Raw genomic sequence first — 21,107 nt, 5'->3', positions numbered from 1 at the left:
CACCCGTTTCCGGGCTAGGATGAGCGTCGCGCATCGTGGGCGCGCCGACCGGAGTTGAAGGATTGATGCTGAACGTCCTGACCCTGTCGAGCCTGTTTCCCGATGCCACGCGCCCCAATTTCGGCATTTTCGTCGAGCGGCAGACGGCGGCGCTGGCGCAGCGGCCCGGTGTTTCGGTGCGCGTGGTCGCGCCGATCGGCTTGCCGGTCTGGCCGCTGGCGCGCGCCGCCCGGTTCCGGGCGCAGGCCGCGCTGCCGGTGGCGGAGACATGGCATGGGCTGTCGGTCGCCCGACCGCGCTTCGTGACGCTGCCGGGCACGGGCGGGCGGTTCCATGTCGCCGCGCTCGTCCGGGCGCTGTGCCCGCTGCTCGACCGGCTGTGGGAGGAGCAGCGGTTCGACGTGATCGATGCCTCCTTCTTCTTTCCCGATGGTCCGGCGGCGGTGGCGCTGGGGCGGCGCTATGGCGTGCCGGTCTCGATCAAGGCGCGGGGCGCGGACATCCATCATTGGGGGCGGGCCCCGGCCACCCGCCATCAGGTCGCCAGGGCGGCGGCGCGGGCGGACGGGCTGTTGGCGGTCAGCGATGCGATGGCCGACGACGTCGCCGCGCTCGGCGTGGCGCGACAACGGGTACGGGTCCATCATACCGGCGTCGACCAGGCGATCTTCCAGCCGATCGACCGGTCCGCCGCCAAGCAGGCGCTGGGAATCCGGGGGCCGCTGGTCGTCTCGCTGGGCGCGCTGATCCCGCGCAAGGGGCATCATGTGGTGATCGATGCGGTCGCCCGGCTGCCCGGCGTCGAGCTGTTGATCGTGGGAGAGGGGCCGGAGCGTGACGCGCTCGCCGCGCAGGTCGCACGGTTGGGCATGGGCGAGCGGGTGCAGCTGGTCGGCGGCATCCCGCACCAGGCGTTACCGCCGCTGCTGGGGGCGGCCAATGTGATGGCGCTGGCCTCGGCCTCCGAGGGGCTTGCCAATGCCTGGGTCGAGTCGCTCGCCTGCGGGACGCCCATCGTCATCACGCCGGCGGGCGGGGCGGGCGATGTGGTGACCAGCCGCACGGCGGGGCGAATCACCGCGCCCGAGGCCGAAGCCTTTGCGGATGCGATCCGCGATGTGCTGGAGCAGGCGCCCGACCCCTGGACGGTGCGCGCGGCGGTGCGCGACTTTACCTGGGCCGCCAATGCCGCGGCGCTTCATTCGCATCTGGCGGGGCTGGTCGCGCGCCGCCAGGCGGCCGGTCAGGCGTCGAGCGGGTAGAGCGCGGCGACGATCTTGCGCCCCTCGGAGCGCAGCACGCCCCAGGCGCGGGCGGCGGCACGGCTGTCCATCGCCTCGACGCCCAGTCCGCGCGCCTCCAGCGCCTCGATCAGCGCACGCGGCGCGCGGCGCAGCGTCGCGCCGGTGCCGAGCAACAGGAATTCCGGCGCCTCGTCGATCAGCGACGCCACCGCCTGGGCATCCAGCGCCTCGAAGGGCGGCGGGCTCCACGGCTCATGCCAGTCGGGCGAGAGCAGCAGCGAAGGGTACGCGATCTCCCCGACCCGGAAGCCCGTGGCGGCAAAGCCACGGACGATCGGGCCGGGGGCGGTCGGATCGCGGGTGATGCGGATCGAGTCGCTCATGCGCCCGGCTCACCCCTCTCGCGGGGTGATGCGCTCGGCGTCGGCGATGCTGCGCTTGTCGGTCGTGCCCGGCTTTTCGCGGTTCGGCTCGGCGCGCAGGCCCAGCGTGATGAGCAGCGAGGACGAGACGTAGATCGACGAATAGGTGCCGACCACGATGCCCAGGATCATCGCCGCGGTGAAGCCGCGCAGCACATGGCCGCCCAGCAGCAGCAGCGCGATCAGCGCCAGCAGGATCGTGACCGAGGTCATGACCGTGCGCGGCAGCGTCTCGTTGACCGACAGGTTGATGATCTCGCGCATGTCCATCTTGCGATAGCGGCGCATATTCTCGCGGATGCGGTCGTCGATCACGATCTTGTCGTTGATCGAATAGCCGATGATGGTCAGGAACGCCGCGATGATCGTCAGGTCCAGCTCGAACTGGGTGATCGCAAAGAAGCCCAGCGTGACGAGAAGGTCGTGGACGATGGCGACGATGGTCGACACGCCGAACTGCCATTCGAAGCGGAAGATGGCGAACAGGCCGATGCCCAGGATCGCCAGCACCACCGCCAGCACGCCATGCTTGATCAGTTCGCCCGACACCTTGCCCGACACCGTGTCGTAACGGCTGAACGTCGCGCCGGGGAATTGCTGGCCCAGCGCGGTCTCGACCTTGCGGACGACGGCGTTGGTCGCGCCTTCGTCGTTGGAGGCCGGGGCGGGCAGGCGGATGCTGATGGTCCGGCCGTCGCCGACCGTCTGGATATTGGCTTCGCCGACGCCCAGTCCGTCGATGACCGAACGCACGCGGTCGGCCGAGGGCGGGGTGGGGAATTTCTCCTCGATCATCAGGCCGCCGACAAAGTCGACGCCCAGATTGAGACCCCTGGCGAATGTCACCCCGACCGCGAGCAGGGTGAGCGCGAGCGTCAGCCCGAACGCCCAGCCGCGCAGGCGGACGAAGTCGATGTTCGTGTTGTCGGGGACGAGTTTCAGGAGGCGCATGATCTGTTCTCCTGCCTCAAATATTGATGGTCTTGGGCTTTTCGCGGCGCAACCACAGCGCCACGAGCATCCGCGTGAAGGTAACGGCGGTGAACACGCTGGTCACGATGCCGATCAGCAGCACGACCGCGAAGCCCTTGACCGGGCCCGAGCCCAGCACGAGCATGATGACGCCCGAAATGGCGTGGGTCACGTTCGCCTCGAAGATGGTGCGGCTGGCTTCCTTATAGCCCAGCTCGACCGACTGGATGACGCTTCGCCCGCGCCTGCGTTCCTCGCGGATACGCTCGTTAATCAGCACGTTGGCGTCGACCGCGGTGCCGATGGTCAGGATGAAGCCCGCGATACCCGGCAGGGTCAGCGTCGCATTGAGCATCGCCATGACCGCCAGGATGACCAGCACGTTGATGACGACCGCGATGTTCGCATAGATGCCGAACCGGCCATAGGTGACGGTCATGAAGACGATGACGGCGACCGCCGCGATCGCCGACGCCAGGATACCGGCGCGGATCGAATCGGCGCCCAGGTCCGGGCCGACGGTGCGTTCCTCGACGACCTTCAGGTCGATCGGCAGCTTGCCCGAACGCAGCGAGATCGCCAGCTGGTTGGCGCTGTCGACGGTGAAGTTGCCGCTGATCGAAGCGCGACCGCCCAGGATCGGTTCGTTGATATTGGGAGCGGACAGCACCTGGCCATCGAGGATGATAGCGAACGGCTTGCCGGTATTTTCCTGCGTGATCCGCGCGAACTTGCGGCCACCCTGCGCGTCGAAGGTGATCGCCACCTGCGGCGCGTTGGTCTGCTGGTCGAAGGTCTGCTGCGCGTCGATCAGCTGGTCGCCCGAGATGATGACCGGCCGCTTGACCGCGATCACCGGCGCGCCCAGCGGATTGCCCGGATAGGGCAGGACCTGGCTGCCGGCGGGGGCATTGCCCTTGACCACCTCAGCCGGGTTGGCGGTCGTGTCGACCAGCTTGAACTCCAGCTTGGCGGTCTTGCCGATCAGGTCCTTGAGCTGTTGCGGATCCTGAAGACCCGGCACCTGCACCACGATGCGGTTGCTGCCCTGCTGAAGGATCGTCGGCTCCTTGGTGCCCAGCGCGTCGATACGGCGACGCACGACTTCGGTCGCGGTCTTCATCGCGGTGTCGACCGCCTGGGTCAGGCCCGCCTGGGTCGGCTTCAGAACGAAGCGCGAGGTGTCGACGACCTGGATGTCCCATTCGCGCTGGCCGGTCATGCCCGCCCCGCCGCCGGTGATCGACAGCAGCCGCTCACGCGCCGCATCGACCTGGGTCGGATCGCGCAGCATGAAGCTGAGCTGTCCGCCCCGCACCGAGATGTCGCCGATCTCGATGCGCGGATTGCCGCGCCGCATCTCCGCCGCCACCTGGTCGCGCATCGTCTCCAGCCGCGAATTGGCCAGGTCGGCGGTGTCCGCCTCCAGCAGCAGATAGCTGCCGCCCGCCAGATCGAGGCCCTTGTTCACGCGCGGGTGCGGAATCGAACCCCAGGTGTTGGTGACGCTCTCGGGCAGAAAGCTCGGGATCGCCAGCAGGCACAGGGCCGCCAGCAGCGCGACGATGGAAGCGACCTTCCAGCGGGGGAAATCCAGCATCGGGTCAGTCGTTCGCGGGCTTGGCGTTCGGATTGACCACGTCGGTCAACGTCGCCTTGACCACCCGGACGCGGACGTTCGGCGCGATCTCGACCTCGACCAGCTGGTCCTCGACGCGGGTCACCTTGCCGACGATGCCGCCCGCCGTGGTGACCTGATCGCCCTTCTTGACCCCCTCGATCGAGGCTTGCAGCGTCTTCATGCGGCGCTGTTGCGGGCGGATCATCAGGAAATAGAAGACCACGAAGACGAGGAGCAGCGGCGCCAGGCTGAGGAACGAGGCGGCGCCGCTCGATGCGGTGGCCCCGGTGGCGGCAGCCATCGCGGCGACTGGGGCGGTGAAGGGAATGAACATTCGGACCCGTCTATGCTGAATGGGCACGGGCACCCGCCGACCGCGAACGATCGACCAGCCCCCATGTCGGATAGCCTGCCCGCTACCATCGCAGGCGAACAGGCGCAATGGAGCGCCGGATGTGGGGTGCGCACTATCTTCACATCAAGGCTTGCATCCTTCGGAAAACCCGCCTAGAGGCCGCCGCTCGGTCGGGGCGTAGCGCAGCCTGGTAGCGCATCACACTGGGGGTGTGGGGGTCGCAGGTTCGAATCCTGTCGCCCCGACCAATCTTCTTCCAACATTGGCGGATGACGGCGGAGCGGGCGAAAGCCCGCTCTTTCGTTATGGGCGATATGCCGATCGTCGTCCCGGCGAAGGCCGGGCCCTTGGCGGCCCTCATCGCCGGGAGGACGGACATTTACCGCACCGTCATGCCCGCCGCCGCGATCTGCGACAGCAGATTCGCCCGCACTGCATCCGATACCGGCGGCAAGGGCCGCGCCGCCTTGCCGTGGCGCAGGCGTTCGCGGTCCTTCTCGTCCGGCTCCACCCGCCGCACCCGTACCGCCGCCTTGCCGACCGCGCGCAGGCCGAGCTGTTCGGCGGCGCCGCGCGACAGGTCGATGATCCGCGACGATCCCGCGAACGGCCCGCGATCATTGACCCGCACGATGATCCGCCGTCCCGTGTCCAGCGCCGTCACCTCGACATAGCTGGGCAGGGGCAGGGTGGTATGCGCCGCCGTCGCCCAGCCGGGGCGGAAACGCTCGCCATTCGCGGTGCGCTTGCCCGATTCGTTGCCATACCAGCTGGCATAGCCCAGCATGTCATAGGTCGCGTCCTCGGCGGGCACATAAGTGACGCCGCGCACCGTATAGGGCTTGCCGATCCGCACCGGATAATCGCTGACCGGCCGGTAATTCCCGCCCGAACAGGCCGCGACCAGGCACGCCGCCGCCGGCGCCCAGCGGCGCCATCTTCTCACATCCACCATGTGATCCGGATTAAGCCGCGCGTCCGGTCCGATAAAGCGGTTTGCGCCTCCACCCGCCGCAGACTATCCCCATGCCGACCGGCAAGGGCTTTCAGCCCGACCGCCGGTCAATCGCGCCGGTGCCCCTCGGGGCTTGAAACGGGAATGGGGTGAAGATCCCCAGCTGTCCCTGCAACTGTAAGCGGTGAGCGAGCGACGCCGGTCCCTGCGACAGGGGACAGCCACTGGAGCCATCCGGGAAGGCCGTGTCGCGTGCGCTTCGACCCGCAAGCCAGGAGACCTGCCGGTGCGAGTCGCTCTTGCCGCGATCCAGGGGATGGTCACGGGCTGGATATATTGTATCATGCGAGCGACGCCCATCGGCCGAGACGAATCGGCCATCCCGCCCGGCGTGCGTCCGTGGGGTGGGATGGTGACCGCGACAGCGGAGTTCGGCCTTTGTCGCAATGACGCCGGGGGTATCACCCATGTCCTACCATCATGCCGGAGCGCCGCGCGCCCGGTTGCCGCTGAAGAAGCGGGTCGCGCTGCTGATGGGCGCGCTGGTCTTCGTCAATATCGCCGTCTGGGGCTGGGCGCTCAGCGTCTTCGCGGGCAACAGCCTGATGCTCGGCACCGCTTTGCTCGCCTATAGCCTGGGGCTGCGCCATGCGGTCGATGCCGACCACATCGCCGCCATCGACAATGTCACCCGCAAGCTGATGCAGGACGGGCAGCGACCCATCGCGGTCGGGCTGTGGTTCGCGATCGGCCATTCCGCCATCGTCCTGATCGCGGCGACCACGGTCGCGCTCGCCGCCAGCACCCTGTCCGACTTCGAGGCGTTCGGGCAGAGCGGCGGGACCATCGCCACCATCGTCTCGGCGAGTTTCCTGTTCGCCATCGCGATCATGAACCTGATCATCCTGCGCGATGTCTGGACCCGGTTCCGCCGGGTCGCGCGCGGCGAGCCGATGGCGGAGGCGGACGCCGCGATGATGTTTTCGGGGCAGGGGCCGTTGTCGCGCCTCTTCCGTCCGCTGTTCCGGCTGATCCGGCGGAGCTGGCACATGGCGCCGCTCGGCTTCCTGTTCGGGCTGGGTTTCGACACCGCGACCGAGGTCGCCATTCTCGGCCTGTCGGGCGTGCATGCGGCGGACGGCGTGTCGCTGGCGACGATCCTGGTCTTCCCCGTGCTGTTCGCGGTGGGCATGGCGCTGATCGACACCGCCGACGGGCTGGTGATGCTGGGCGCGTATGAATGGGCGTTCGTCCATCCGCTTCGCAAGCTCTATTACAACATGACGATCACCCTGGTCTCGGCGCTGGTCGCCCTGGTGATCGGCGGCATCCAGGCGACCGCGCTGCTCGCCGAGCGGTTCGGCTGGACGGCGGGGCCGTTCCGCTATGCGGGGGCGCTGTCGGAGCATTTCAACGTGCTGGGCTTCGCCATCGTCGGGCTGTTCGTGGTCTGCTGGGGGGCGAGTTTCTTCCTCTATCGCTGGCGCGGGTTCGCCGCGATGGAGGCGCGAATTGCCAAGCCCGGCGCGGCGGGATAAATGCCGCACATCGGGGCCGAAACGCCCCGAAGATCGCGCCGGTGCCCCTTGGGGCTTTGAAACGGGAATGGGGTGCAAATCCCCGGCTGTCCCTGCAACTGTAAGCGGCGAGCGAGCGATGCTGGTGCCCCATCGGAGGCACGGCCACTGGAGCGATCCGGGAAGGCGCATCCCCTCGCTTTGACCCGCGAGCCAGGAGACCTGCCGGCGTCATGGTCGCTCTTGCCTGGACCCAGGGGGTGGTCGGGGCACGGTTCTCCGTCGGGGAGCGACGAAGCCATGCGGCCGGGGCCGCATCGGTCGCCGACACGCGGGGCGGACGCATTCGACTGCGCCCGTCCGTCACCGCTCCGGCGATCGGTCCCGTGTCCGTGCTCGCTCGTCCGGCGCGTCGGAGAAATAGCATGCGTGACCTCAGCAAGGTCCCCGTCACCATCGTCACCGGCTTTCTGGGCGCCGGAAAGACCACGCTCATCAGCCACCTGATCCGCCATGCGGGCGGTCGCCGCCTGGCGGTCGTCGTCAACGAATTCGGCACTTTGGGCGTCGATGGCGACATCCTGCAAAGCTGCGCCATCCCCGACTGCCCGGCGGAGAATATCGTCGAGCTGGCCAATGGCTGCATCTGCTGCACCGTCGCCGACGACTTCATCCCCACGGTCGAAAAGCTGCTGGCGATGGAGCCGCGCCCGGATCACATCCTGATCGAGACCTCAGGGCTCGCGTTGCCCAAGCCGCTGCTCAAGGCGTTCGACTGGCCCGCCATCCGCTCGCGCATCACCGTGGACGGCGTGGTGGCACTGGCCGATGCGGAGGCGGTCGCTGCGGGCCGCTTCGCCCCCGATCTTGACGCGGTGGAGGCGCAGCGCGCCGCCGACCCCAGCCTGGACCATGAAACCCCGCTGTCCGAGGTGTTCGAGGATCAGCTGGCGTGCGCCGACCTCGTCCTGCTGACCAAGGCCGATCTGGCCGGGCCGGAGGGCATCGCCAAGGCACGCGCGATCATCGCCGCCGAGGCCCCGCGCCCGCTGCCCATGGTCGAGGCGGTCGATGGCATCGTCTCCGCCGAGATCGTGCTGGGCCTGGGAGCCGCCGCCGAGGACGACATCGCCGCGCGCCCCTCGCACCATGACGGCGCAGACGATCACGAGCATGACGATTTCGACAGCATTTCCGTCATGCTGGGCGAGGTGGAGAGCCCCGAGGCGATCGCCGCGCGCATCGTCACGCTCGCCGAGCAGCAGGATATCCTGCGCGTAAAGGGTTATGCGGCGGTCGCGGGCAAGCCGATGCGGCTGCTGGTCCAGGCGGTCGGCCGCCGCGTGCGCACCAGCTACGATCGGCCCTGGGCGGCGGGTGAGCCGCGCGGCACCCGGCTGGTCGTCATCGCCGAGCATGACCGGATCGACCGCGCCGCGATCGAGGGCGTGCTGAAGGGCTGATCCTCGTGCATCTCGTCTTTCGCGAGAGCCATGGGCTGGAGGAACAGGCGGTTCCGCAGGATCTGGGGCAACGCCCCGGTGACGTGGTCGTCCTGTCCTTTTCCGACAGCGACCTGAGCGCCTTTGCGGCGGGCTGGAGGGCAGGGGGATTTCCCTGGTCGCTGCGGCTCGCCAATCTGGCGGCGCTGGTCCATCCGCTGTCGGTCGATACCTATGTCGAGCAGACGCTGGCGCATGCGAAGGCGATCCTGATCCGGTTGATCGGTGGGGCGGCCTATTGGGAATACGGCCTGCGCGAGGTCGAGCGGCTGGCGCGGGAACGCGGGATTGCGCTGGCGGTGCTGGCGGCGGACGGGCGCGAGGATCAGCGTTTGATGGCGGCGTCCACCGTCGATCAGGCGGTGGTGCGGCGGCTGACGGCGCTGTGCGATGCGGGGGGAGCGGAGGCAGCGGCTGCCGCTCTGGAGGCGCTTGCGGCACTTGTATCGCCCGTGGCCCTTGCCCCTCCCCAACCCCTCCCCCTGCCGGGAGAGGGGCTATATGGGCACACGTTAGCCACAAACACGCCCCTCCCGCAGGCGAGTTGTGGGTCGGCCATGCCCGCGGCATGGCCTGAACGATGCGGGGCATCGTTCACCCGCAACTGGGATGGGGGAGGGCCCTCTCCGCACGTGGCATCCGTCGGAGGCTTGTCCCCGAACGGCATAGTCTGCCCCGCCGCAACCCTGCTCACCACAACCCGCCCCCGCGTCCTGATCGTCTTCTACCGCGCCTATCTCGCCGCCGCCGATCTGGAACCCATTGCCGCCCTCCACACCGCGCTATCCGAACGCGGCTTTGACCCCATCGCCCTGTTCGTCCCTTCGCTGAAGGCCGAAGGCGCAGGCCCGTGGATCGCGCGCTGGGTGAAGGCGCTCGCCCCCGCCGCGATCGTCAACGCCACCGCCTTCTCCGCACGGGGCGAGGACGACACCACGCCGCTAGACGGGGCGGGCGTGCCGGTGTTCCAGGTCGCGCTCGCGACCAGCGACCGCGAGGGTTGGGCGGGTTCGGCGCGGGGCCTGTCGCCCGCCGACCTCGCCATGCATGTCGTCCTGCCCGAGATCGACGGACGGCTGTTCGCAGGGGTCATCAGCTTCAAGCAACCCGGCGAGCGCGACCCCGATTTCGACATCGCCCTGCGCCTCCACCGCGCCGAGCCCGCGCGGATCGCCGCCGTGGCGGACAAGGTTGCGGGCTGGGCGAGGCTGGCGACGACCCAGGCGGCGGAGCGGCGGCTCGCGATCCTGCTGTCCACCTATCCGGGCAAGGACTGGCAGGCGGCGCATGCGGTCGGGCTGGACGGTTTCGCCTCGGCGCAAGCGATCCTCGCCGACCTGCACGCCGCCGGTTATGATGTGGAAGCCCCGTCGGATTTGCCCGCCGCGTTGCTCGCAAACCGGATCGCATGGCCGGTGGCGGCGTATCACGACGCACTTTCCACATTGCCCGAAGCGTTGCGCGCCGATCTGTTCGAAAGCTGGGGCGCGGTCGAGCAGGACCCGCTGGTCGAGGGCGACGCCTTCCATTTCCCCGCGCTGACGCTGGGCAAGGCGATCGTCGCGCTCCAGCCCGAACGCGGCCGACCGAGCGCGCGGGGCGAGGACTATCACGACCTGTCGCGCTGTCCCCGCCACGCCTATGTCGCCTTCTATCTCTGGCTCCGCGCGCAAGCGATCGACGCGCTGGTCCATGTCGGCGCGCATGGCACGCTGGAGTGGTTGCCCGGCAAGGCGGTCGCGCTGTCCGACGCCTGCTGGCCCGAGGCGCTGGCCCGTGACTGGCCGGTCCTCTATCCCTTCATCGTCAACGATCCGGGCGAGGCGGCGCAGGCCAAGCGGCGGCTGGGTGCCGTGACCCTCGGCCATGTCCCCCCGGCGCTGGTCCAGGCGGAGACGGGCGCGGGGCTGGGGCGGCTGGAGGCGCTGCTCGACGAATATGCCAATGCCGATGGCCTCGACCCCGCGCGCCGCGACCGGCTGCGCGGCCTGATCGCGGAGGAGGCGGACAGCGTCGGGCTGGGCGAGACGCTGGGGCTGGCGGGGGCGGAGGATCCGCTCGCCCGGATCGACGCCTTTGTCTGCGACGTGAAGGACAGCCAATTCGGCGAGGGGCTCCATGTCTTCGGGCGCGGCGAACAGGGCGCGGCCGAGCGGGCCGGGCTGCTGGCGGGGCTGGACGGACGACGGGTGGCGGCGGGGCCATCGGGTTCGCCTTACCGGGGCCGCGCCGATGTGCTGCCCACGGGCCGCAACCTCTATGCCATCGACCCGCGCGCGGTGCCGAGCCGCGCCGCGCAGACGCAAGGGGTCAAGCTCGCCGAGGAACTGATCCGGCGGCACATGCAGGAAGAGGGCGATCACCTGCGCACCCTGATCGTCGATCTCTGGGGATCGGCAACGATGCGCACCGCGGGCGAGGAATTCGCCATGGCGCTCCACCTGATCGGGGTCGAGCCGCTATGGGACCATCGCTCGGAGCGGGTGACGGGGTTCGAGGTGATGCCGCTGATGCGCTTCGACCGGCCGCGTGTCGATGTGACGTTGCGCGTGTCGGGGCTGTTCCGCGATGCCTTCCCGCATCTGGTCGCCTTGTTCGGACAGGCGGTGCGCGCGCTGGGTCAGCGGGACGAAGAGCCCGAATGGAACCCCTATGTCGGGCAGGCGACACCGCGCGTCTATGGCCCCGCGCCCGGCCGATACGGCATCGGGCTGGACCCCGAGGCGGGCTATGACGAGGCCGCGCGGATCGCAGCGGGGGAAAGCTGGCTCGCGGCTTCGGCGACCGCGCTCGACGATGGCGACCGGCGCGACGCGGCCGGGATCGCCGCGCGGGTGGCGGGGGCGCAGGCCTTTGTCCATGTCCATGACCTCCCCGAAAGCGACCTGCTGCTGGCGGCGGACTATGCCGCGCATCAGGCGGGATTCGCGGCGGCGCGGGCGGCGCTGGGAGAGGGGGCGGCGTCGCTCTATCATCTCGACACGCGCGATCCCGCCAGCCCCAGGGCGCGGACGCTGACCGAGGAGATCGCCCGCACCGTCCATGCCCGCGCCGCCCATCCGCGCTGGGTGGCGGGGATGATGGCGCATGGCTTTCGCGGCGCGGCGGAGATCGCGGCGACGCTCGACCATCTGGGCAGCTTCGCGCATCTGGCAGACGTGGTCCCGGCGTCGCTGATCGACCTGTATTGGGATGCGACGCTCGCCCGTGACGAGGTGCGCGACTTCATGGCGCAGGCCAATCCGGCGGCGCTCGCGGCGATGGAGGCGCGGTTTGCGGCGCTTCATGCGGCGGGGCTGTGGCGGACGCGGCGCAACTCGGTGCTGGCGATGCTGGACGGCCCGGCATGAGCGGGTTCGTGGTCAAGGGCTGGTGCCCCGATGCGTGGCGGCCGATGATGGCGGGCGACGGCCTGCTGGTGCGGGTGCGCCCGGTGCTGGCGCGGTTGACCGGACCCCAGGTCGAGGGGCTGTGTGCGGCCGCGATCCGGCATGGCAATGGCCAGATCGACCTGACGGCCCGCGCAAATCTGCAACTGCGCGGCGTCGCCTATGCGGGCTGGCCCACGTTGATCGAGGAATTGCAGGCGCTGGGGCTGGTAGACGCCGACCCGGTGCGCGAGGGGCGGGGGGCGATCCTCGTCAACCCCGACTGGTGTGAGGGCGACGACACGCATGCCATCGCCGAAGAACTCCGCGCGCGTCTGGCCGAACTGCCCGAGCTGCCCGGCAAGGTGGGTTTCGTCGTCGATGCGGGGCCTGCGCCGATGCTGACCCACGCGCCCGGCGATTTCCGTATCACGCGCGCCGCCACGGGGGAGTTGCTGTTGCGCGCCGATGGTCGTGCGAGCGGTGTGGCCGTCACGCGGTTTACCGCCGTCGATGCCTTGATCCGGCTGGCGCACTGGTTCGTCGAGAGCGGTGGCCGCACCGCCGGGCGGATGGCACGTCACGACGCCGCTCTACCCGGTTGGGCGAACGGCGATATCGTGCCCGCCGCACCCGTCGTACCGCTACAGCCCGGCACGCATCCGATCGGTGCGGTTTATGGCCTGCCCTTTGGTCGAATCGACGCCGCGTCGTTGGCCACCTTCGATTGCGCGGTTCGCCTCACCCCCTGGCGATTGATGATCGCGGAGGGCGTCGCACCTGCGCCCGCTATTGGAATGCTGCTGTCCGATAGCCCGATCCTGCATGTCGACGCCTGTGTCGGCGCGCCCGCCTGTCCGCAGGCGAGCGTCGAGACCCGCGATCTCGCCGCCCGCCTCGCGCCGGTGATCGAGGGGCGTCTGCACGTCTCGGGTTGCGCGAAGGGCTGCGCGCGGGCACGGGCGGCGGACTGGGTGCTAACCGGGCGCGAGGGCGCTTTCGATCTGGCCCGCCACGCCCGCGCCGGGGCGGCACCGCTTCACACCGGATTGTCGCCCGAGCGGGCGGTCGCGCTTCTCGGAGCCTGTTGATGCCCTATAGTTACGAAACCGATGGCGCGGCGATCTATCGCCAGTCCTTCGCCATCATCCGCGCCGAGGCGGAGCTCGCCCGCTTCGATGCGGAGGAGGAGCCGGTCGCGGTGCGCATGATCCACGCCGCCGGGCTGGTCGAACTCGCCCCGTCGATCCACTTCTCGCGCGGCTTCGCGACGGCGGCGCGGCAGGCGCTGGCGGCGGGCGCGGCGATCCTGTGCGACGCGCATATGGTCAGCGAGGGCGTCACGCGCGCGCGGCTGCCCGCCGACAATCCAGTGATCTGCACCTTGCGCGATCCGTCGGTGCCGGCACTGGCCAAGGATATGGGCACGACCCGCTCCGCCGCCGCGCTGGAGCTGTGGCGACCGCATCTGGCGGGGGCGCTAGTGGCGATCGGCAATGCGCCGACCGCGCTCTTCCACCTGCTGACCATGTTGGAAGACCCCGACTGTCCGCGCCCGGCGGCGATCATCGGCTGTCCGGTCGGCTTTGTCGGCGCGATGGAGTCGAAGGACGCGCTGTGGGAGGCGATGCCCGTCCCTTGCGCCATCGTGAAGGGCCGTCCGGGCGGCAGCGCGATCACCGTGGCGGCGATCAACGCGCTGGCGAGCCGCGCCGAATGACGACGGGCACGATCCACGGCGTCGGCCTCGGCCCCGGTGCGGCGGACCTGATGAGCGTCCGCGCCGACCGGCTGGTGCGCGGGGCCCGGCACGTCGCCTATTTCCGCAAGGCCGGGCGGCGCGGCCATGCGCGCACCATCGTCGAGGGCATGTTGCGGGACGACGTGGTCGAATATCCGATGGACTATCCGGTCACGACCGAGATCGTCTTTACCGACCCGCGCTACAATGAATGCCTGTCCGCCTTCTACGCGACCTGCACCGCGCATATCCTGTCGCTGGTGCAGCGCGGCGAGGATGTGGTGGTGCTGTGCGAGGGCGATCCCTTCTTCTACGGCTCGTTCATGCACCTGCACAGTCGGCTGCTTCCCCATGCCCCCGTCGCGGTGGTGCCGGGCATCACCGGCATGTCGGGCGCCTGGACCGCCAGCGGCGCGCCGATCACCTGGGGCGACGATGTGCTGACCGTCGCGATGGCGACCCTGCCCGAGCCGGAACTGACCCGCCGCATCGCCGAGACCGATGCGCTGGTCGTGATGAAGATCGGCCGCCATCTGCCCAAGCTGCGCCGCGCCATCGCGGCGGCGGGGCGGTCGGAACAGGCGTGGCTGATCGAACATGCCGCCCAGGCGGGCGAGCGCGTGCGGCGGCTGGCGGAGGTGGAGGACGCGCCCGCGCCCTATTTCTCGATCGCGCTGATCCATGGGCAGGGGCGGCGGCCATGAGCGGCTGGCTGATCGTCGCGGGGCTGGGGCCGGGGGCGGGGGCCATGGTCACGCCCGAGGTGTCGGCGGCGCTGGCGGAAGCGACCGATGTGGTCGGCTATATCCCCTATGTCGCGCGCGTCCCCGAACGCCCCGGCCTGACCCGCCATGCCAGCGACAATCGGGTCGAGCGTGACCGCGCGCTCCATGCGCTGGAAATGGCGGAGGCGGGCGCGCGGGTGGTCGTGGTCTCCTCGGGCGATCCGGGCGTCTTCGCCATGGCGGCGGCGATCTTCGAGCGGGTGGAGGAGGACCCGGCGCGGTGGCACGACCTGGACATCCGCGTCCTGCCCGGCATCACCGCGATGCTGGCGGCCAGCGCGCGGGCGGGCGCGCCGCTGGGGCATGATTTCTGCGCGATCAACCTTTCGGATAATCTCAAGCCGCAGGCGTTGATCGAGCGGCGGCTGCGGCTGGCGGCGGAGGCGGATTTCGCCATCGCGCTCTACAATCCCCGGTCCAAGGCGCGGCCCGATGCACTGGACGCAGCCTTTGCGCTGCTCCGCGAGACGTGCGGCGACGACCGTCCGGTGCTGTTCGCGCGCGCCGTATCGACGCCGGAGGAGCATCTGCGCATCCTGCCCTTGCCCCAGGCGCGGGGCGAGATGGCGGACATGCGCACCGTCGTTATCATCGGGTCCAGCCGCACGCGGATGATCCCGCACACGGGCCGCCCGATCCTCTACACCCCCCGGACGACGCCGTGATCGAGCCAGTCGAGCACCGCCGCGACGCTCTCCACCTGAGGCCGGTCGGGGATGAAGGGGCGGTCGATCATCACGACCGGCAGCCCGAGCTCGCGCGCCGCCTCCAGCTTGGCCCGCGCGCCCGCGCCGCCCGCATTCTTGGCGACGATCAGCTGGATGCGATGCGCGCGCAGCAGGGCCCGTTCGCCCGCGAGCGTGAAGGGACCGCGATCCACGACCAGATGATGGCGCGGCAGGGCGGGGACCTCGGCGGCATCGACGAAACGCAGCAGATAGAAATGCTGCGCAGCATCGGCGAAGTCCCCGATGGTCTGGCGACCGAGCGCCAGGAAGATTCGTGCCGCCTCGCTGCCCAGCGCAGCCACCGCCTCCGCCGTATCGGTGACGCGAATCCAGCGGTCGCCAGGGCCGGCTTCCCAGGCGGGTCGGGTCAATGCGAGCAGCTTCACGCCCGCCAATTCGGCCGCCGCGATCGCATTGGCGCTGATGCGCGCCGCGAAGGGGTGGGTGGCATCGACCAGATGCGTCACGCCCTCGCGGGTCATATGATCGGCCAGCCCCTCGATGCCGCCAAAGCCGCCGACCCGCGTCGGGATCGCCTGCGCGCGCGGCGCTTCGGTGCGGCCCGCATAGCTCAGCACCGCGCGCTCGCCGCGCTCTGCCAGCGCGGTGGCCAGCGCGCTCGCCTCGGTCGTGCCGCCGAGCAGAAGGATATGGCGCATGGCTGACTCCGGACCTTGGCTGACGATCGTCGGGATCGGCGAGGATGGCTGGGACGGCCTGACCGCCCCCGCGCGCGCCGCGATCGAATCGGCCGATAGCGTGATGGGCGCGGCCCGTCACCTGTCGCTGCTGCCCGAGCGGGGCGCGGCGCGGCGCATCGTCTGGCCGGTGCCGTTCGCGGACGGGGTGCCGATGCTCCTCGACCGGCGGGGGGAACGGGTGGTGATGCTCGCCTCGGGTGATCCCTTTTGGTTTGGCGCGGGGTCGGTCGTGACCCGCCATCTGGAGCCGGGCGAGTGGATCGCCCATCCCGCCCCCTCGACCCTGTCGCTGGCCGCCGCGCGGCTGGGCTGGCCGGTCGAGACGATCCGGAGCGTCGGGCTGCACGCCCGGCCCATCGAGACGCTGCGCCCGCATCTGGTGCCGGGGCGGCGGGTGCTGGCGCTGATGCGCGACGGGGCGGCGGTGCCGGGGCTCGCGGCCTGGCTGGTCGACCAGGGTTTCGGCGACAGCGTGTTGACCGTGCTGGAAGCGCTGGGCGGGCCGCGCGAGCGGGTGCGGCGGACGACGGCGGCGGCGCTCGACGGGACCGACATCGCGCACCCGGTGGTGGTGGCGATCGAGCCTGCGGGAGACGGCCGCGCCCTGCCTTGCGCGAGCGGGCTGGACGATGACTGGTTCGCGCATGATGGACAGATCACCAAGCGCCCCGTCCGTGCGCTTGCACTATCGGCGCTGGCTCCGCGTGCAGGCGAGCTATTGTGGGATATCGGCACCGGTTCGGGGTCGGTCGCGATCGAATGGCTGCTGAGCGACCCGACGACCCGCGCCATCGGTTTCGAGCGCGATCCCGACCGGCTGGCCCGCGCCCGCGACAATGCCCTGCGGCTGGGCGTCGAGCGGCTCGAACTGGTCGAGGGGGATGCGCTCGACCGGCTTGCCGACCGGCCGCATCCCGATGCGGTGTTCGTCGGCGGCGGCCTGTCGCGGCCGCTGGTCGAGGCCTTGCGCGGCCTGCCCCGGTGCCGCCTGGTCGCGCATGCGGTGACGCTGGAGACGGAGGCTTTGCTGGCCGAGTGCCATGCCCGTTTCGGGGGCGAGCTGTTGCGGATCGAGCTGGCCCAGGCCCGGCCGCTGGGGACGAAGCGCGGCTGGAAGGCCAGCTATCCCATCGTCCAGTGGCGGGTCGCATGGTGATCGCCGGGTTCGGATGCCGGGCGGGGGCGACCCCCGATTCCTTCCGCAGCGCGCTGGCGGCGGCGGGGATTCGCCCCGATGCGCTGGCCGTGCCCGCCGACCGCGCGGCCGTCATCGCCGAATTTGCCGAAGGGCAGGGCCTGTCCGTCTGTCCGATCGACGCGGACAGGCTGCACCACATCGATACGCCGACCCGCTCGATCGTCAGCCTCGCCCGTCGTGGCGTCGGCAGCGTGGCCGAGGCCGTCGCGCTCGCCGCCGCCGGGCCGGGCGCGCGGATCGTCGTGCCCCGCCTGATTTCCTCCGACCGCATGGCGACCTGCGCCATCGCCCAAGGACCCGACCAATGACCGTTCACTTCATCGGCGCCGGACCCGGTGCCCCCGATCTGCTGACCCTGCGCGGGCGCGACCTGATCGCGGCCTGTCCGGTATGCCTTTATGCCGGATCGCTGGTGCCCGAGGCGGTGCTGGCGCATTGCCCGCCGGGCGCGAGGATCGTGAACACCGCGCCGATGACGCTCGAGGAGATCATGACCGAGATTTCCGACGCGCATCGGAAAGGCCATGATGTCGCCCGGCTCCATTCGGGCGACCTGTCGGTCTGGTCGGCGATGGGCGAGCAGGTGCGGCGGTTGCGCGAACTGGGTATCCCGGTGTCGGTCACGCCCGGCGTGCCGTCCTTCGCGGCGGCGGCGGCGGTGCTGGAGAGCGAGCTGACCCTCCCCGGCATCGCCCAGTCGGTGATCCTGACCCGCACCCCCGGCCGCGCCAGCGCCATGCCCGAAGGGGAGTCGCTATCCGCCTTCGCGGCGACGGGGTCGACGCTCGCCATCCATTTGTCGATCCATAACCTTGCGAAAGTGGTCGCGGATCTGACTCCGCATTATGGTGCGGACTGCCCGGTCGCGATCGTCTGGCGCGCGAGCTGGCCCGAGCAGCGGATCGTCCGCGCGACGCTGGCAACCATCGAGGCCGCCGCCGCCGATGGCCCGGAGCGGACCGCGTTGATCCTGGTCGGCCGCGTGCTCGACCAGAGCGACTTCGCCGAAAGCCGGCTGTACGCTGAGGGTTATGACCGCCGCTATCGCCCCGGGAACACGATCGAATGACGCGGCCATCGACTCCGGGCCTGATGATCGCCGCGCCCGCTTCGGGCACCGGCAAGACGACGGTGATGCTGGGCCTGCTCCGCGCGTTTCGCGATGCGGGGGTGGCGGTGCAGCCGTTCAAGAGCGGCCCCGACTATATCGACCCCGCCTTCCACCGCGCGGCGTGCGGGCGGGCGTCGTTCAACCTCGACGGCTGGGCGATGCCTGCGCCGCTGCTCGATACGCTGGGGCAGCGGGGGGCGGATGCCGAACTGGTGCTGGCGGAGGGCTCGATGGGGCTGTTCGACGGCGTCGCCAGACCCGGCGCGACCGGCATGGGGAGCAGCGCGGAGACGGCGCGGCGGATGGGCTGGCCGGTGGTGCTGGTCATCGACGTGTCGGGACAGGCCCAGTCGGCGGCGGCGACCGCGCTGGGCTTTGCGCGCTATGACCCCGACCTGCGGGTGGCCGGCGTGATCCTGAACCGCGTGGCGAGCCCGCGTCACGAGCGGCTGGCGAAGCTGGGGTTCGAGGAGATCGGCCTGCCGGTCTTCGGCGCGCTTCCCCGGCGCGGCGATCTGGTGCTGCCCGAGCGGCATCTGGGGCTGGTCCAGGCGGTCGAGCATCCCGAACTCGACCGGCTGATCGGCGACTATGCGGCGTTCCTGGCGGCGCATGTCGACTTGGAAGCGATCCGCGCGGCGGCCTATGCCAAGACCGTGCCCGCTACCGACGTGATCCTGCCGCCACCCCCGGCGCAGCGGATCGCGCTGGCGCAGGATGCGGCTTTTTCCTTCGTCTACCCGCATATGCTGGAGGGCTGGCGCGCGGCGGGTGCCGAAATCCTGCCTTTCTCGCCGCTCGCCGATGAAGCCCCCGATGCGTCGGCCGATCTGGTCTGGCTGCCCGGCGGCTATCCCGAACTTCACGCCGGGCGGCTGGCCGCGGCGGAGCGGTTCCGCGCCGGGCTGGCCGACCATGCCCGGACCAGGCCGGTCCATGGCGAGTGCGGCGGCTATATGGCGCTGGGCGCGGCGCTGATCGATGCCGAGGGCGTCGGCCACCGGATGGCGGGGCTGCTCGGCCTCGTGACCAGCTATGCCAAGCGCAAGATGCATCTGGGTTATCGCCGTGCGACGCTGCTGGGCGAGGTGGCGGGGATGCCCGAGGGCGCGGTATTGGGCGGGCATGAATTCCATTATTCGACCATCCTCGAACAACCCGACGCGCCGCTTGCGCATGTCGTCGATGCGCAGGGCGAGGCGGTGCCCGAAACCGGATCGCGGCGGGGGGCGGTGACCGGCACCTTCTTCCATCTGGTGGCGCGCTGGTGGTGAGCGGCTTCGTCCATCTGGTCGGCGCGGGGCCGGGCGACCCCGAATTGCTGACGCTCAAGGCGGTGCGCTGCCTGGGGCGGGCCGATGTCGTGCTGTTCGACGATCTGGCCGCCGGACCAATGCTGACCCATGCGCGGCCCGGAGCCGAACTGATCGCGGTGGGCAAGCGGGCGGGCCGCGCCTCGCCCAAACAGGCGGAGATCGACCGGCTGCTGGTCGATCACGCCCTGGCGGGCAAGCGGGTGGTGCGGCTGAAATCGGGCGATCCCGGCATTTTCGGGCGGCTGGAGGAAGAGATAGTCGCGCTGAAGGCGGCCGGTATCGCCTTTGAGATCGTCCCCGGCGTCAGCGCGGCGAGCGCGGCGGCGGCCGCCGCCGCCATTCCGCTGACCCGGCGGGCCGAGGCGCGGCGGGTGCAGTTCGTGACCGGCCATGACGTGACCGGCGCGCTGCCCGCCGACCGCAACATGGCGGCGCTGGCCGATGCGAGCGCGACGACGGTGGTGTTCATGCCCAAGCGGACCTTCCCCGCGCTGGCCGAGGCGCTGATCGCGCATGGCCTGCCGCCCGAAACGCCCGCGCTGATGGCCGAGCATGTCGGCTGTCCCGACCAGCGGCTGACCCGCTCGACCGTGGGCGGACTGGCCGCGCGACTGGCGGAGGGCGTGTCGGCCAAGGCCGCGCTGATCCTCTATGGCCCGTTGATGGAGGATCTGTGATCCATCTCGACCTGATCGGCATCGGCACGGGCAATCCCGACCACCTGACCCGCGCCGCCGAGGCCGCGATGCGCGCCGCCGACCTGATCCTGCTGCCGCGTAAAGGCGACAAGGTCGAGCTGATCGACCTGCGCCGCGACATTTGCGCGCAGGTGCTGGTCGGGGCGGAGGTGCGGGTGGTCGAGTTCGATCTGCCGGTGCGCGCGGCGGAGGGCGCCTATCTCGATACGGTCGAGCATTGGCATGACGCGATCGCCGAATGCTGGACGGCCGAAATCGCGAAGGCCCTGCCGGATGGCGGCCGGGTGGCGCTGCTCGTCTGGGGCGACCCCTCGCTCTATGACAGCACGATCCGCATCGCCCGGCGGCTGGCGGCGGTGGAGCGGGTGACGGTGGTGCCCGGGATCACCAGCCTCCAGGCGCTGTGCGCGGCGCATGCCATCCCGTTCAACACGGTCGGCGCGCCGGTGATGGTGACGACCGGGCGACGCTTGCGCGAAACTGGCTGGCCGCAAGGGGCGGACAGCGTCGCGGTGATGCTCGACGGCGGGTGCGCCTTCACCACGCTCGATCAGCCGGATGTCACGATCTGGTGGGGGGCGTATCTGGGCATGGCGCAGCAAGCGATCGAGTCCGGGCGGCTGGCGGACGTCGCCGAGCGGATCGTCGCGCGCCGGGCGGCGCTGCGGCGCGCGCATGGCTGGATCATGGATGTGTATCTGCTGCGGCGGGGCGGGGATCTGGCGGGGGAGGGGTTGTGACGATGTCCCTCAACTCGCCGCTAGCCGCTCCCCTCCCGCAGGCGGGAGGGGATGGGGGAGGGCTGCGCCCCAAATTGTGTCGCGCGTGGCCGAGCCCCCACCCCAAACCCCTCCCCCCTTCCGGGAGGAGGGG

General features: G+C 70.3%; 20 protein-coding genes, 1 tRNA gene and 2 riboswitches. Of the genes, 15 read left to right on the top strand and 6 right to left on the bottom strand.

The window, feature by feature from the left end; all coding sequences use genetic code 11:
* The first annotated feature begins 65 nt into the window (after positions 1–65).
* Positions 66–1,262, top strand: a complete 1,197-nt coding sequence (locus ACFX59_RS02075) for a glycosyltransferase (protein WP_387429173.1) — start codon at positions 66–68, stop codon at positions 1,260–1,262.
* Here the strand turns inward: ACFX59_RS02075 and ACFX59_RS02070 are convergent.
* From ACFX59_RS02070 to yajC, 4 genes are read right to left on the bottom strand one after another with little or no spacing between them, the layout of a single operon-like run.
* Positions 1,244–1,627: an Mth938-like domain-containing protein gene (locus ACFX59_RS02070; protein ID WP_354296424.1), complete on the bottom strand. Its 384-nt coding sequence runs from the start codon at positions 1,625–1,627 to the stop codon at positions 1,244–1,246. The two genes, ACFX59_RS02075 and ACFX59_RS02070, sit on opposite strands and share 19 nt — an antisense overlap.
* A gap of 9 nt (positions 1,628–1,636) precedes the next feature.
* On the bottom strand, positions 1,637–2,617 hold the full coding sequence (gene secF, locus ACFX59_RS02065) for a protein translocase subunit SecF (RefSeq protein ID WP_307100464.1): 981 nt from the start codon (positions 2,615–2,617) through the stop codon (positions 1,637–1,639).
* 16 nt (positions 2,618–2,633) lie between these two features.
* Positions 2,634–4,238 carry a protein translocase subunit SecD gene (secD, locus tag ACFX59_RS02060; protein ID WP_387429168.1) on the bottom strand — a complete coding sequence of 535 codons (1,605 nt, stop codon included), beginning with the start codon at positions 4,236–4,238 and terminating at the stop codon, positions 2,634–2,636.
* Between the two features lie 4 nt (positions 4,239–4,242).
* On the bottom strand, positions 4,243–4,593 hold the full coding sequence (yajC, locus tag ACFX59_RS02055) for a preprotein translocase subunit YajC (RefSeq protein WP_307100460.1): 351 nt from the start codon (positions 4,591–4,593) through the stop codon (positions 4,243–4,245).
* A gap of 192 nt (positions 4,594–4,785) precedes the next feature.
* Between yajC and ACFX59_RS02050 the strand changes: the two genes are divergently transcribed.
* Positions 4,786–4,862, top strand: a tRNA-Pro gene (locus tag ACFX59_RS02050).
* Between the two features lie 131 nt (positions 4,863–4,993).
* Here ACFX59_RS02050 and ACFX59_RS02045 read toward each other — a convergent pair.
* Positions 4,994–5,560 carry a septal ring lytic transglycosylase RlpA family protein gene (locus tag ACFX59_RS02045; protein WP_354296426.1) on the bottom strand — a complete coding sequence of 189 codons (567 nt, stop codon included), beginning with the start codon at positions 5,558–5,560 and terminating at the stop codon, positions 4,994–4,996.
* A 109-nt stretch (positions 5,561–5,669) separates the two neighbouring features.
* Positions 5,670–5,872, top strand: a riboswitch (cobalamin riboswitch).
* A gap of 164 nt (positions 5,873–6,036) precedes the next feature.
* Here ACFX59_RS02045 and ACFX59_RS02040 point away from each other — a divergent pair.
* The 7 genes from ACFX59_RS02040 to cobJ all read left to right on the top strand — a co-directional run bounded on the left by ACFX59_RS02040 (position 6,037) and on the right by cobJ (position 15,147).
* The gene (locus tag ACFX59_RS02040; protein WP_387429164.1) at positions 6,037–7,107 is read left to right on the top strand and encodes a HoxN/HupN/NixA family nickel/cobalt transporter; all 1,071 of its coding nucleotides are present in this window, start codon (positions 6,037–6,039) and stop codon (positions 7,105–7,107) included.
* 22 nt (positions 7,108–7,129) lie between these two features.
* Positions 7,130–7,331, top strand: a riboswitch (cobalamin riboswitch).
* A gap of 180 nt (positions 7,332–7,511) precedes the next feature.
* The gene (gene cobW, locus ACFX59_RS02035) at positions 7,512–8,549 is read left to right on the top strand and encodes a cobalamin biosynthesis protein CobW (RefSeq protein ID WP_387429161.1); all 1,038 of its coding nucleotides are present in this window, start codon (positions 7,512–7,514) and stop codon (positions 8,547–8,549) included.
* Positions 8,550–8,554: 5 nt separating this feature from the next.
* Positions 8,555–11,938: a cobaltochelatase subunit CobN gene (cobN, locus tag ACFX59_RS02030; protein ID WP_387429158.1), complete on the top strand. Its 3,384-nt coding sequence runs from the start codon at positions 8,555–8,557 to the stop codon at positions 11,936–11,938.
* Positions 11,935–13,047: a cobalamin biosynthesis protein CobG gene (locus ACFX59_RS02025; protein ID WP_387429155.1), complete on the top strand. Its 1,113-nt coding sequence runs from the start codon at positions 11,935–11,937 to the stop codon at positions 13,045–13,047. The genes cobN and ACFX59_RS02025 overlap by 4 nt, the downstream gene beginning before the upstream one ends.
* Complete coding sequence (locus tag ACFX59_RS02020; RefSeq protein WP_387429152.1) at positions 13,047–13,676, top strand: precorrin-8X methylmutase; 630 nt, start codon at positions 13,047–13,049, stop codon at positions 13,674–13,676. The genes ACFX59_RS02025 and ACFX59_RS02020 overlap by 1 nt, the downstream gene beginning before the upstream one ends.
* On the top strand, positions 13,673–14,401 hold the full coding sequence (gene cobI, locus ACFX59_RS02015; RefSeq protein ID WP_387429149.1) for a precorrin-2 C(20)-methyltransferase: 729 nt from the start codon (positions 13,673–13,675) through the stop codon (positions 14,399–14,401). The genes ACFX59_RS02020 and cobI overlap by 4 nt, the downstream gene beginning before the upstream one ends.
* Positions 14,398–15,147, top strand: coding sequence for a precorrin-3B C(17)-methyltransferase (cobJ, locus tag ACFX59_RS02010; protein ID WP_387429146.1), 750 nt, complete (start codon positions 14,398–14,400; stop codon positions 15,145–15,147). Before cobI ends, cobJ begins: the two co-directional genes overlap by 4 nt.
* On the opposite strand, the gene ACFX59_RS02005 is transcribed toward cobJ, so the two are convergent.
* Entirely contained in the window at positions 15,123–15,869 is a 747-nt protein-coding gene (locus tag ACFX59_RS02005) for a cobalt-precorrin-6A reductase (protein WP_387429144.1), read from the bottom strand. The genes cobJ and ACFX59_RS02005 overlap by 25 nt on opposite strands.
* Between ACFX59_RS02005 and cbiE the strand changes: the two genes are divergently transcribed.
* The 6 genes from cbiE to cobF are packed head-to-tail and all read left to right on the top strand — an operon-like array spanning position 15,868 to position 20,974.
* Positions 15,868–17,067, top strand: a complete 1,200-nt coding sequence (gene cbiE / locus ACFX59_RS02000; protein WP_387429141.1) for a precorrin-6y C5,15-methyltransferase (decarboxylating) subunit CbiE — start codon at positions 15,868–15,870, stop codon at positions 17,065–17,067. The two genes, ACFX59_RS02005 and cbiE, sit on opposite strands and share 2 nt — an antisense overlap.
* The gene (locus ACFX59_RS01995) at positions 17,061–17,417 is read left to right on the top strand and encodes a cobalamin biosynthesis protein (RefSeq protein ID WP_387429138.1); all 357 of its coding nucleotides are present in this window, start codon (positions 17,061–17,063) and stop codon (positions 17,415–17,417) included. Before cbiE ends, ACFX59_RS01995 begins: the two co-directional genes overlap by 7 nt.
* On the top strand, positions 17,414–18,178 hold the full coding sequence (gene cobM / locus ACFX59_RS01990) for a precorrin-4 C(11)-methyltransferase (RefSeq protein WP_387429135.1): 765 nt from the start codon (positions 17,414–17,416) through the stop codon (positions 18,176–18,178). The genes ACFX59_RS01995 and cobM overlap by 4 nt, the downstream gene beginning before the upstream one ends.
* The gene (locus ACFX59_RS01985) at positions 18,175–19,494 is read left to right on the top strand and encodes a cobyrinate a,c-diamide synthase (RefSeq protein ID WP_387429132.1); all 1,320 of its coding nucleotides are present in this window, start codon (positions 18,175–18,177) and stop codon (positions 19,492–19,494) included. The genes cobM and ACFX59_RS01985 overlap by 4 nt, the downstream gene beginning before the upstream one ends.
* Positions 19,491–20,213, top strand: coding sequence for a uroporphyrinogen-III C-methyltransferase (gene cobA / locus ACFX59_RS01980; protein ID WP_387429129.1), 723 nt, complete (start codon positions 19,491–19,493; stop codon positions 20,211–20,213). Before ACFX59_RS01985 ends, cobA begins: the two co-directional genes overlap by 4 nt.
* Positions 20,210–20,974, top strand: a complete 765-nt coding sequence (gene cobF / locus ACFX59_RS01975; RefSeq protein ID WP_387429126.1) for a precorrin-6A synthase (deacetylating) — start codon at positions 20,210–20,212, stop codon at positions 20,972–20,974. The genes cobA and cobF overlap by 4 nt, the downstream gene beginning before the upstream one ends.
* Positions 20,975–21,107 lie beyond the last annotated feature (133 nt).

Source organism: Sphingomonas sp. NCPPB 2930 (genome assembly GCF_042867205.1).
Lineage (GTDB): Bacteria > Pseudomonadota > Alphaproteobacteria > Sphingomonadales > Sphingomonadaceae > Sphingomonas.
The sequence above is the reverse complement of the archived record's forward strand: the minus strand, read 5'-3'. Positions and strand labels throughout refer to the sequence as shown.